Raw genomic sequence first — 12,011 nt, 5'->3', positions numbered from 1 at the left:
CCGCAGCGCCCGCATCCATCTGTCCCGGCCTGTTCACCACTTTTCATTCATTCACTGCCATCACGGAGTCTGTCCATGCCCAAGCAAGTCATCATCCCGCCGGGAACCGGCACCCCCATCGCTCCTTTCGTGCCGGGCACGCTGGCCGACGGCGTGGTCTATGTCTCCGGCACCCTGCCATTCGACAAAGACAACAACGTCGTCCACCCGGGCGATCCGGCGGCGCAGGCGCGCCATGTGCTGGAGACCATCCAGGGCGTCATCACGGCGGCAGGCGGCACCATGGCCGATGTCACCTTCAACTCGATCTTCATCACCGACTGGGCCAACTACGCAGCCGTCAACGCGGTGTATGCCGAATTCTTCCCCGGTGACAAGCCCGCGCGCTATTGCATCCAGTGCGGCCTCGTCAAGCCCGATGCGCTGGTGGAGATCGCCACCATCGCCCACGTCGGGACCAAGGGCTGAACCGATGGTGCCCGCTTACGACATCCATCCGCCTGCGGCGCCGCGCCGCGGCACGGTGCTGCTGGCCTCGGGCCTGGGGGGCGTGGCCGGTTTCTGGGGCACGCAGATCGAGCCCCTGCGGCAGGCCGGCTTCGAAGTCATCACCTACGACCAGCGCGGCACCGGCCGCAGCCGCGCCGAGCTGCCACAGGACTACCGCATCGAGGACATGGCAGCCGATGTCCTGGCGGTGCTGGACGCCGCGCAGGTGTCCCAATGCCATCTGGTCGGCCATGCGCTGGGTGGGCTGGTGGGCCTGCAACTGGCTTTGCAGGCGCCCGACCGCATCGCCAGCCTGGTGCTGGTTAATGCCTGGGCGGGGCCCAACCCGCACTCGGCGCGCTGCTTCAAGGCGCGACTGGCGCTGCTCGATGCCGTCGGACCGCGGGCCTATGTCGAGGCCCAACCGATTTTTCTGTACCCGGCCGCCTGGAGTGCGGAACACGCCGACCAGGTGCAGGCGGAAGTCGAACATGCGCTGCAGCATTTTCCTGGCGCGGCCACCATGAAGGCACGCATCGCGGCGCTGTCGGCATTCGATGTGGTGCAGCGCCTGCCGGACATTGCCGCGCCCGCGCTGGTCATGGCCACGATGGATGACGTCCTGGTGCCATGGACGCGCTCGCGCCAGCTGGCCGATGGCCTGCCCCATGCCACGCTGGCGCTGATGCCGCATGGCGGACATGCCAACAGCGTCACCGACAGCGGCAGCTTCAATGCCCAGTTGATCGACTATCTGCAGGGCCTGGCGCAGCCCTGAAGGTTGCCGCGCCAGTCCTTGCCGTGCCCCTGTCGTGCCGTTCCCGCTCCCGACCCGATCCTTCCGGAGGATTTCATGTCCGTTGCCCAGAATCTCCATGTGGATGACAGCCGCCATGCGGCCCTGTCCATCGCCACCATGCCGCCGCCCGTCGGCGGGCTGTCCCGGGAGGACTACCGCAATGCCATGGCCAGGCTTGGCGCTGCCGTCAACATCATCACCACCGATGGTCCGGGCGGGCGTGCCGGCTTCACCGCTTCTGCCGTGAGCAGCGTCACCGATACGCCTCCCACCCTGCTGGTCTGCCTCAACCGCAGTGCCTCGGTCTACCCGGCGTTTCGTGACAACCAGGCGCTGTGCGTCAACACACTGGGGCCGGGGCACCAGCACCTCTCCAACCTCTTTGGCGGCAAGACGCCGATGGCACAGCGCTTTGCCGCCTGTGACTGGAAGACGGCCGCTTCGGGCGCGCCCATCCTGGCGCAGGCTGCTGTCTCGTTCGACTGCCGTGTCACCAGCCGTACCTGCATCGGCACCCACGAGGTGCTGTTCTGCCAGGTGCTGGCGGTGGAGCTTGGCGCTGGCACGGGCAGCCTGGTGTATTTCGATCGCCGCTACCACGAAATCGGCGTGAGCGGCTGAACGGTCCCTCGCTCTCTTCCCGGTGACCGGATCGGTCCGGTGCCGGTGGTCTGTCTGGCCGGTGCCTGCACCTGCCATGGTGTGCTGTTGCCTGCGTGTCGGCTTCTCCCTTCTTTCCTGTTTGTCCCACCCCTGTCCACCCTGTCTCAAGGAGCCCGAGCGATGAAACCCTTTGCAATTCCCCTGGCAGCCCTGCTGACCTGCTCTTCCTGCGCCTTTGCGCAGTCGTCCGTGCAGTTGTACGGCCTCATCGATGTCGGGCTTGGTGGCACCAAGTTCACGCCGCTGTCGGGCCCGTCGACCAGCGAAGGCCTGATGTTCCTGCGCAATCCCGATCTCGCCTCGCGCTGGGGCATCAAGGGCTCGGAAGACCTGGGCGGCGGCACCAAGGTCAACTTCCAGTACGAGGCGGGTCTGACGCCGACCACGGGTGAGGCGGCCACGCCCTATTTCTCGCGCGCGTCCTGGGTCGGCCTGTCGGGCACCTTCGGCGAAGTGCGCCTGGGCCGCATGTTCACCGTGGTGGATGACACCACGTTCTGGTTCGACATCAATGGCACGACCTCGTTTTCCGCCTATTACAAGGCGGGCCTGATTTCCTGGTTCAACTACGACAGCCCGATCGGCGGGGCCGGGCAGTTCCAGTACATCACGCCGGAGGTCGGCGGCTTCCAGGCCCGCGTCGGCGTGGCCCTGAAGGATGACATCAGCGACAGTTCCGGCCAGTCGACCCTCTGGCACGGCATGGGCGAGGCACGCACGCTGATCCAGGCCGCCGCCATGTATCGTCATGAGGCCTTGATGCTGGGTGCGACGGTGGAAGGTAAGGGCGGCGATGACAACCGCGTGGCCTACGCATTGGCCGCGCGCTACGACTTCGGGCCGGCCGAGGTCAGCGCCAGCTACAACCGCATGGCGCACAGCACGCTGGGCAAGGGTTATACGGCCGGTGTGGCCGTGCCATTGGGCAATTTCCGGGTCGGCGCGCAGGCTGGCTACAACACCGACGCGGACGTGCTGGCGCTGGTCGATGGCACCAGCAAGTCCTATGAGTTGTTCGGCACCTACGCACTGTCCAAACAGACGGCGCTGTTCGTGAACTTCAACCACACGAAGTATTCCGAATCCGGCAAGGAGCAGGGCTACTCGTTTGGCATCCGGCACGCCTTTTGAGGCCTGAGCTTCCGGGAGGCTTGCCCGCCAAGGTGCGCGGGATGAACGGGACAGCGGATCGCTGTCCCGTTTGACTGGTCAGGCCTTGAGCCGGCGCGCCAGGCGCCCGCGCAGCCATTCGAGCACCAGCAGCAGGCTGGTCGAGAGCACGATCAGGATGGTGGCGAGGGCAGCGATGGTCGGGCTGATGTTCTCGCGGATGCCGGTGAACATCTGGCGCGGCAGCGTGACCTGTTCGGCGCCGGCGAGAAACAGCGTGACCACCACTTCGTCGAACGAGACGGCAAAGGCGAACAGCGCGCCCGAGATCACGCCCGGCGCGATCAGCGGCAGCGTGACGCGAAAGAAGGTGGTCAGCCGGCCCGCGCCCAGCGAGAGGCTGGCGCGCACCAGGTTGTGGTTGAAGCCCTGCAGCGTCGCCAGCACGGTGGTCAGCACGAAAGGGGCGCCCAGCGCCGCATGCGCCAGGATCAGCCCGGTGTAGCTGTCGGCCAGGCCCAGCGGTGCGAAGAACAGGTACATGCCCACGCCGACGACGATGACGGGCACCACCATCGGCGAGATCAGCACCGCCATCAAGAGGCCCTTGCCGCGGAACTCGGCCTTGGCCAGGCCCGTGGCCGCCAGCGTGCCGAGCACGGTGGCGATCAGCGTGGCCGCCGGCGCGATGATGAAGCTGTTCTTGGCCGCACGCAGCCATTCGGGCGCGCCCAGCAGGTTCTCGTACCAGCGCAGCGAGAAGCCCGGCATCGGGTAGGCCAGGAAGCTGCCGCTGGAAAAAGACAGCGGGATGATCGCCAGGATCGGCAGGATCAGGAACAGCAGCACCAGCGCGCAAATGCCGCGCAGCGCGAAGTACCAGAGGCGCTCCGGCCACGAGGTGTAGGGCGGAAAGGTGGGCAGCAGGCGGTTCATGGGGGTTCCTCCTCAGCGGACCGTCGCGGCCGCGCCGGGCCTGGCGACGCGCTGGTAGACGGCATACAGCACCAGCGTGGCCGCCAGCAGCAGCGCGCCCAGGGCGCAGGCCATGCCCCAGTTGACCACGGTGTTGGTGAAGTAGGCGATGTAGTAGCTCACCATCTGGTCGCCCGGGCCACCCAGCAGCGCGGGGGTGATGTAGTAGCCGATGGTGGTGATGAACACCAGCAGCACGCCCGCGGCCACGCCAGCGTAGGTCTGCGGGATGTAGACGCGCCAGAAGGCGGCGAAGGGATGACTGCCCAGCGAGATGGCGGCGCGCACGTAGCTTGGCGGGATGGCCTTCATGACGCTGTAGAGCGGCAGGATCATGAAGGGCAGCATGATGTGCACCATCGAGATGTAGACGCCGGTGCGGTTGAACAGCAGCGCCAGCGGCGAGTCGATGATGCCGCTGGCCAGCAGCGCCGAGTTGATCAGGCCGTTTTGCTGCAGCAGCACGATCCAGGCGGCGATGCGCACCAGCACCGAGGTCCAGAACGGGATCAGCACGCCGATCATCACCAGGTTGGCGCTGCGCGCGGACAGCGTCGAGGCCCAGTAGGCGAGCGGAAAGGCCACCGCCAGCGTGATCAGCGTGGCGACCACGCCGATCCACAGGGTGCGCCCCAGGATGGCGCGGTAGATGGCCGCGTCCGGATCGGCCGCCTCGATCTTGCCGAAGTTGTCCTGCTGCAGGTCGAGTGCGGCCAGCAGGAAGAAGGGAGTGTAGGGCGCGCCGTTCTTGGCGATGGCCTGCCAGTAGGGCAGCTCGCCCCAGCGCGCATCGAGCGCGATCAGCGCCTCGCGCGGAGGGCCTTCGAGCGGCAGGGCGCGGGCGGTCCTGGTGATCAGCGAGCGGTAGCCGCTGATCTCGTTGTTCAGGCGCCGCGCCAGGTTGCCGGCGTTGCCATCGCCGGACGTCAGGTGCTGCAGGTCGGCAGCCAGCGCGGCATAGGCGGCATCGGCGGGCAATGCCCGGCGGTCCCAGCCTGTCAGCGCCTCGACGGTTTGCGGCAGGGCATCGTGCACTTCGGGACTGTCCACCGAGCGCTGCAGCAACAGCGCGATCGGCACCAGGAACACCGCGAACAGGAAGAGCGCCAGCGGTGCGATCAGCGCCAGTGCCTGGGCCTTCTTGCGCCATTCGGCGTGGCGCAGCTCACGGCGCAGGCGTCGCGCGTCCTCGGCCGGTATGGCCTGGGGGGGAAGAATGGCCTCGGTGTGCATGGCGGTCTCTGCTGGTATGGGAGGGCGATGCCGGGGGTCAGCGTGCGGACCAGGCGGTAAAGCGCTGTTGCAGCTCCTCGCCGTGGTCGGTCCAGAATTCGCCGTTCATCAGCACGCCGACGGCGGCGTTTTCCGGGGTGCTGGGCAGGTCGGCAGCGGTCTTGGCGTCCAGTGCCTTGAGCGCTTCGAGGTTGACCGGACCGTAGGCGATGTGCTGCGCATACACCGCCTGGGTGTCGGCGCCGCTGGCGTGCTTGATGAAGTCGTAGGCCAGGTCCTTGTTGGGCGTGCCCTTGGGGATGACCCAGTAGTCGAGGTCGTAGATGCCGCCGTTCCACACCACGTTGAGGGGCTGGCCCTCGCGCTTGGCGGCGTCGATGCGGCCATTGAAGGCGGTGGACATGACCACGTCGCCCGCCACCAGGAACTGCGGCGGCTGCGCGCCCGCTTCCCACCACTGGATGTGCGGCTTGATCTCGTCGAGCTTCTTGAAGGCGCGGTCCACGCCCTCCTTGGTGGCCAGCACGCCATAGACGTCCTTGGCCGGTACGCCGTCGGCCATCAGCGCGAACTCCAGGTTGTAGAGCGCCTGCTTGCGCATGCCGCGCTTGCCGGGGAATTTTTCCACGTCCCAGAAGTCGGCCCAGCCCGTTGGCGTGGTCTTGAGCTTGTTGCTGTCATAGGCCAGCACGGTGGACCAGACGAAGGCACCGACGCCGCACTCGGTCACGGCTTCGGGAATCAGCGCATCCTCGGGGACGACGCGCGACCAGTCGATCTTCTCGTAGAGCCCCTCGTCACAGCCGCGCGTGAGATCGCCTGTCTCGACCTCGACCACGTCCCAGGTCACGCGGCCGGTCTCGACCATGGCCTTGACGCGGGCCTGCTCGCCGTTGTATTCGACGCCGATGATGGGGTTGCCGCTGGCTTTCTCGAAGGTCTCGAAATAGGCCGTCTTCTGGGCGTTGCCATTGGCGCCACCGAAGTTGACGACCGTGAGGTCCTTGGCTGCCGCGCCCATGGAGAACAGGGCGGTGGCAGACAGGATGCTGAGCTTGCGCACGAAATGGGAAGTGGCCATGGAGAACCTCTCGGGAAGTGGTGGATGGGAGAAAAACAGGGGGGGGACGGTTTCAGGCGTAGACGCGCAGATGCTCGGGCTCGAAGGCCAGCGTGACGGCATCGCCGGGCGTGATGTGCCGCAGTGCCGGCGTGCCCAGCGGCACCTTGACGAAGCACTGGTGAGGCTGCTGCGCGAATTCGCATTGCAGGCGCACGTGGTCGCCGAAGTAGATCAGCCCGGCGGCGCGTCCGCGCAGCAGGCTGCCGGCGGCCGGGGCGGCCTCGGCCGGATCGAGCAGGCGCATGCGCTCGGGCCGGATGCTGGCGGTGGCCTCCTGCCCTGCCGCCGTCTTGCCGATGGCCTGGCCCAGAATGGCCTGGCCATCGGGCAGCGCCAGGGTGCAAAGAGCGGTCTGGCCGGCCTGATCCGGAGCACCGGCGCGCAGCTGACCGCTCAAGCGGTTGCTGTCGCCGATGAAGCCGGCCACGAACAGGTTGTCCGGGGCTTCGTAGAGCTGGTCCACAGGCGCGAGCTGCTGGATCACGCCCTGCTCGAACACGGCCACGCGGTCGCTCATGGTCAGCGCCTCGTTCTGGTCGTGCGTGACGTAGACGAAGGTCATGCCCAGTTGCTGGTGCAAGGCCTTGAGTTCGATCTGCATGTGTTCGCGCAACTGCTTGTCGAGCGCGCCCAGCGGCTCGTCCATCAGCACCAGTTGCGGCTTGAAGACCAGGGCACGTGCCAGCGCAATGCGCTGCTGCTGGCCGCCGGAGAGCTGCGAGGGGTAGCGCGCTGCGAACGACTCCATGTGCACCATCGCCAGCGCCTCGTGGATCTGCTGCCTGCGCTGCGCGGCCGGCACGCCGCGTACCTGCAGCGGGTAGCCCACGTTTTGCGCCACCGTCATGTGCGGGAACAGCGCGTAGTTCTGGAACACCATGCCGATGTTGCGCTTGTGCGGCGGCACGCGGTTGAGCAACTGTCCATCCAGGCGGATCTCGCCGCCGGTCGGAAACTCGAAGCCGGCCAGCATCATCAGGCAGGTGGTCTTGCCCGAGCCCGAGGGGCCCAGCAGCGTGAGGAATTCACCTTTGCGGATGTCCAGGTCGAGTTGCTTGACGACGAGATGCTCGCCGTCATAGGTCTTCTTGACGCCGCGGAAGCTGACCAGCACGTCGGCGCTGGTGGCGGCGGGGACGGAGGATGCGGTCATGGGTTCCTTTCCAGTCGGGCCAGGCTTTTGCCGATGTTGTCGAAATGCTTGCGCATCCCGAGCTTGATGCTGGTGCGGAGGTCGGCGGTCGGCGGGGCCGATTCGGTGGCAGGTTGCGTGGCGTTGGTGCCGGCGGTGTCCGGCTGTGCCAGCAGCGCGGCCTGCAGGATGTCCAGCGCTTCGTCGAAAACCGCATCCCCGATGGTCAGCGGAAACAGGAAGCGGATCACATTGCCATGGGTGCCGCAGCTGAGCAGCAGCAGGCCCCGCTGCAGCGCACGCGCCAGCACGGCCTGGGTAAACGCTGCGTCGGGCTGGCCCTCGGCATTCCTGAATTCCACTGCCACCATGCCGCCCAGGCCACGCACCTCGGCGATTTGCGGCACCTGCGCGTGCAGGCCCTCGAGCCGCGCCTTGAGGCGCTCGCCCAGCACCTGGCTGCGTTCGGTCAACCGCTCCTCGGCGATCACGTCCAGCACCGCATGGGCGGCGGCCACGGCCAGCGGGTTGCCGGCATAGGTGCCGCCCAAGCCGCCGGGGCCGGGTGCATCCATGATCTCGGCGCGGCCGCACACGCCTGACAACGGCATGCCGCCGGCCAGGCTCTTGGCGAAGGTGATGAGGTCGGGCAGCGCATCGAAATGCTCGCAGGCGAACAGCCGGCCGGTGCGGGCAAAGCCGGTTTGCACCTCGTCCGCGATCAGCACGATGCCATGCTGGTCGCAGACCGTGCGCAGCGCTTGGAAGAACAGCGGCGGCAACGGGTTGAAGCCACCTTCGCCCTGCACCGGCTCGACGATGATGGCGGCCACGCGGCCGGGCTCGATGTCGACCTTGAAGAGTTGCTGCAGCGCCTCGAGCGCATGCTCTGGTGTGATGCCATGCAGCGCGTTGGGAAAAGGCAGGTGGTAGACATCGCCCGGGAAGGGGCCGAAACCCGTCTTGTAGGGCGCCACCTTGCCGGTGAGCGCCAGCGTCAGCAGCGTGCGGCCATGGAACGCTCCGCCAAAGGCGATCACGCCGGGGCGGCCGGTGTGGGCGCGGGCGATCTTGATGGCGTTTTCCACTGCCTCGGCACCGGTGGTGAAGAAGGCCGTTTTCTTGGCATGCGTGCCCGGCGTGGCGGCATTGATGCGTTCGGCCAGAGAGACATAGGAGGCATAGGGCACGACCTGGTAGGCGGTGTGCGTGAAGCGTTCGAGTTGTGCGGCAATGGCCGCCGTCACCTTGGGATGGCGGTGGCCGGTGTTGAGCACCGCGATGCCGGCGGCAAAGTCGATGTAGCGGCGGCCTTCGACATCCCACAGTTCGGCATTGCTGGCACGATCGGCGTAGAAGCTGCACATGACGCCGACGCCGCGCGGCGAGGCGGCTTCGCGGCGGCGCTGCAATGAAGCGTTGTTCATCTCGACTCCCATGACGGTTGGACTGGCTTGGAACATGTTGCGCAGTATCATCAGGTATGGCTCTGGCGCTTAGAGCCATTTGGTGTATATCCATAGAGCCAATTTGTACGGGTTAACGAGGAGAAGGCATGCTGTCGAATCTGTCCGAGTGGTTGCGCGCGCGGCTTGACGAGACCGGGGAGGAGCCGGCCTACCGGCGCCTGGCGCGTCTGCTGCAGCAGGCCATCCTGTCGGGGCGGCTCGCCAGCGGCGTGCGCCTGCCTTCCTCGCGCGCGCTGGCGGCCGAACTGGGCATCGCGCGCAACACGGTCACGCACGTCTATGAACAATTGGCGGCCGAGGGCTATGTGCAGTCGCACAGCGGCAGTGGCACCTATGTGGCCGACACCAGCCTGGAGCGCCTGCGTGCCGAGCCTCGCACGGGCCGGCGACCGCTGCGCGACCACCAGCGTCTCTCCAAGCGGGGCCGGCGCACCATCGAGATGGCCGGGGTCAGCAAGCTGCAGTGGGGCGCCTTCATGCCGGGGGTGCCGGACGTGACCGAATTCCCGCTGAAGGTCTGGAACCGTCTGCACAACCGCGTCTGGCGGCAGATCCGCCCCGAACTGATGACCTATGCCCAGGGTGGCGGCTACCGCCCGCTGCGGCGCGTGCTGGCCGACTACCTGCGGGTGGCGCGTGCGGCCAGTTGCGAGCCGGATCAGGTCGTCATCACCACCGGCATCCACCAGTCGGTGGACCTGGCGGTGCGCCTGCTGTGCGATGTGGGCGACGAGGTCTGGGTCGAGGACCCATGCTATTGGGGCGTGCGCAACCTGCTGATTTCATCGGGCCTCAAGGCCATCCCCATCCCGGTCGACGAAGAGGGCATGAACCCCTCGCCACGCCATCTGGCCAGGCCGCCGCGGTTGATCGTGTGCACGCCCTCGCACCAGTATCCGCTTGGCTGCGTGATGAGTCTGACGCGCCGGCGCATGCTGCTCGACTATGCCGCGGCCAACGACTGCTGGATCATCGAGGACGACTACGACAGTGAATTCCGCTACGGCATCCATCCGCTGGCCTCGTTGCAGGGGCTGGACCCGCACGGTCAGGTGATTTACGTCGGCAGCTTCAGCAAGGTGCTGTTTCCCGGCCTGCGGGTGGGCTACATGGTGGTACCCACCAGCATGGCGGATTTTTTCGCGCAGGGCATTGCCGAGCTCTACCGCGAGGGCCAGATGATGCAGCAGGCGGTGCTGGCGGAATTCATCGACGAGGGCTACCTGGGTTCGCACATCCGCCGCATGCGGGGCCTGTATGCCGAGCGGCGCGGCCTGCTCATCGATGCCGTGCACCGTCACTATGGCGATGCACTGCCCGTCTTCGGTGGCGAGGCGGGTCTGCACATGGTGCTCGGGCTGCCGCAGGTGCGCGACGATCTGGCCGTCAGCCAGGCCGCGCTGGCGCAGGGCATTCTGACGCGCGCGCTCAGCGGCTACTACAACTCGGTGCGCACCATGCACACGGGCCTGATCCTGGGCTACGCCTGCGTGCCCAGCGAGCGGATCGATCCGGCCTTCGAGGTGCTGGCACAGACGATGGACCGGTTCATGCCATCGGCGGCTTGAGCGGCGCGGCCCTGATCGTCAGCGCAAGCCGTCAGCGAAAGAAGCGGTTGCCCGGGCGCGGCAGGCCCAGGTTTTCGCGCAGGGTCGTGCCCTCGTATTCGCGGCGCAGCAGGCCGCGGCCTTGCAGCTCGGGCACCAGGGTATCGACGAAGGCATCGAGCCCGCCGGGCAGCCACGGGAACATGATGTTGAAGCCGTCCGAGCCTTCCTGCTCCAGCCATTGCTGCATCTCGTCGGCGATCGTCTGCGGCGTGCCCACGAATGACAGGCCGGAAAAGCCCCCCAGCCGCTGGGCGAGCTGGCGCACCGTCAGGCCCTCGCGTTCGGCCAGGGCGATGGCGCGCTCGCGCGCGCTCTTGCTGGCGTTGGTGTCGGGCAGATCGCGGGGCAGTGGCCCGTCCGGGTCGAATTGCGAGGCATCGACGCCCAGCGAGATCGACAGCGAGGCGATGGCGCTCTCGTAGTGCACCAGGCTGTCCAGCCTGGCGCGGATGGCGCGCGCCTCGGCCAGCGTTCCGGCCACCACCACGAAGGCGCCGGGCAGGATCTTGAGGTGGTTGGGGTCGCGGCCGATGGCGCGCATGCGGCCCTTGACGTCGGCGTAGAAGCGCCGGCCTTCCTCCAGGGTGCCGTGCGCGGCGAACACCACCTCGGCGGTCTCGGCGGCGAGCTGGCGCCCGGCTTCGGACGCGCCGGCCTGCACGATCACCGGCCAGCCCTGCACCGGCCGGGCGATGTGCAGCGGCCCGCGCACCGAGAAATGCGGCCCTTTGTGATCGAGCACGTGCAGCCTGGCCGGGTCGAAGAACTGGCCGCTGCCCGCATCGCGCACGAAGGCGTCATCGGCCCAGCTGTCCCACAGGCCGGTGACGACGTCGTAGAACTCGCGCGCGCGGCGGTATCGTTCGGCATGCTCGACGTGGTCTTCCAGCCCGAAGTTGCGCGCTGCATCGGGGTTGCTGGTGGTGACGATGTTCCAGCCCGCGCGCCCGCCCGAGAGATGATCCAGCGAAGCGAAGCGCCGCGCGATGTGGAAGGGCTCCTCGAAGGTGGTCGAGGCGGTGGCCACCAGCCCCAGGTGCGTGGTGTGCTGCGAGAGCGCAGACAGCAGCGTGAACGGCTCGAACGAGGTCACGGTATGGCTGCGCTGCAGCGCGTCGATGGGCATGTTGAGCACCGCCAGATGGTCGGCCATGAAGAAGGCATCGAAGCGGCCTTGCTCCAGCCGCTCGGCCAGGTATTTCAGGCGCGTGAGGTTGAAGTTGGCATCGCGCCAGGCTTGCGGATAGCGCCAGGCGCCGGTGTGGATGCTGACCGGGCGCATGAAGGCGCCGAGCTTGAGTTGGCGAGGCGATGGCATGTTTGGCAGTCCTTGTCCTGGTGCGAGTGGAGGTGGCGCAGCGGCGCGCATGCCATGGTTGTGCCACATTTCGCCAAAGCCTGCACTCCG

11 protein-coding genes are annotated in these 12,011 nt (G+C 67.2%); 5 read left to right on the top strand and 6 right to left on the bottom strand.

Features of this window, described 5'->3' with window-relative positions; genetic code table 11:
- Window positions 1-75: 75 nt before the first annotated feature.
- The 4 genes from rutC to EV687_RS09780 all read left to right on the top strand — a co-directional run bounded on the left by rutC (window position 76) and on the right by EV687_RS09780 (window position 3,082).
- Entirely contained in the window at window positions 76-468 is a 393-nt protein-coding gene (gene rutC, locus EV687_RS09795) for a pyrimidine utilization protein C (protein ID WP_122230328.1), read from the top strand.
- Between the two features lie 4 nt (window positions 469-472).
- Window positions 473-1,267: a pyrimidine utilization protein D gene (rutD, locus tag EV687_RS09790; protein ID WP_122230329.1), complete on the top strand. Its 795-nt coding sequence runs from the start codon at window positions 473-475 to the stop codon at window positions 1,265-1,267.
- A gap of 75 nt (window positions 1,268-1,342) precedes the next feature.
- Window positions 1,343-1,909, top strand: a complete 567-nt coding sequence (gene rutF / locus EV687_RS09785) for an NADH-dependent FMN reductase RutF (protein WP_122230331.1) — start codon at window positions 1,343-1,345, stop codon at window positions 1,907-1,909.
- A gap of 162 nt (window positions 1,910-2,071) precedes the next feature.
- A complete protein-coding gene (locus tag EV687_RS09780) occupies window positions 2,072-3,082 on the top strand; it encodes a porin (RefSeq protein WP_122230333.1) in 1,011 nt (336 codons plus the stop codon).
- A gap of 78 nt (window positions 3,083-3,160) precedes the next feature.
- Here EV687_RS09780 and EV687_RS09775 read toward each other — a convergent pair whose 3' ends face one another.
- Genes EV687_RS09775 through gabT form a run of 5 tightly spaced genes read right to left on the bottom strand, consistent with a single transcriptional unit; the run spans window position 3,161 to window position 8,951 of the window.
- The gene (locus tag EV687_RS09775; RefSeq protein ID WP_122230335.1) at window positions 3,161-3,997 is read right to left on the bottom strand and encodes an ABC transporter permease; all 837 of its coding nucleotides are present in this window, start codon (window positions 3,995-3,997) and stop codon (window positions 3,161-3,163) included.
- Window positions 3,998-4,009: 12 nt separating this feature from the next.
- Window positions 4,010-5,269: an ABC transporter permease gene (locus tag EV687_RS09770; RefSeq protein ID WP_122230337.1), complete on the bottom strand. Its 1,260-nt coding sequence runs from the start codon at window positions 5,267-5,269 to the stop codon at window positions 4,010-4,012.
- A gap of 37 nt (window positions 5,270-5,306) precedes the next feature.
- Entirely contained in the window at window positions 5,307-6,350 is a 1,044-nt protein-coding gene (locus EV687_RS09765; RefSeq protein ID WP_122230339.1) for an ABC transporter substrate-binding protein, read from the bottom strand.
- A 52-nt stretch (window positions 6,351-6,402) separates the two neighbouring features.
- Window positions 6,403-7,545, bottom strand: coding sequence for an ABC transporter ATP-binding protein (locus tag EV687_RS09760; protein ID WP_122230341.1), 1,143 nt, complete (start codon window positions 7,543-7,545; stop codon window positions 6,403-6,405).
- Complete coding sequence (gene gabT, locus EV687_RS09755) at window positions 7,542-8,951, bottom strand: 4-aminobutyrate--2-oxoglutarate transaminase (protein WP_122230609.1); 1,410 nt, start codon at window positions 8,949-8,951, stop codon at window positions 7,542-7,544. The genes EV687_RS09760 and gabT overlap by 4 nt, the downstream gene beginning before the upstream one ends.
- Before the next feature lie 128 nt (window positions 8,952-9,079).
- Here gabT and pdxR point away from each other — a divergent pair, with 128 nt between their 5' ends.
- The gene (gene pdxR, locus EV687_RS09750) at window positions 9,080-10,561 is read left to right on the top strand and encodes a MocR-like pyridoxine biosynthesis transcription factor PdxR (protein ID WP_122230343.1); all 1,482 of its coding nucleotides are present in this window, start codon (window positions 9,080-9,082) and stop codon (window positions 10,559-10,561) included.
- Window positions 10,562-10,592: 31 nt separating this feature from the next.
- Here pdxR and EV687_RS09745 read toward each other — a convergent pair whose 3' ends face one another.
- Window positions 10,593-11,921: an LLM class flavin-dependent oxidoreductase gene (locus tag EV687_RS09745; RefSeq protein ID WP_122230345.1), complete on the bottom strand. Its 1,329-nt coding sequence runs from the start codon at window positions 11,919-11,921 to the stop codon at window positions 10,593-10,595.
- Window positions 11,922-12,011: the final 90 nt, after the last annotated feature.

The organism is Corticibacter populi (assembly GCF_004217315.1).
Taxonomy (GTDB): Bacteria; Pseudomonadota; Gammaproteobacteria; order Burkholderiales; family Burkholderiaceae_C; genus Lampropedia; species Lampropedia populi.
This window is presented reverse-complemented; position numbering and strand designations above follow the sequence as displayed.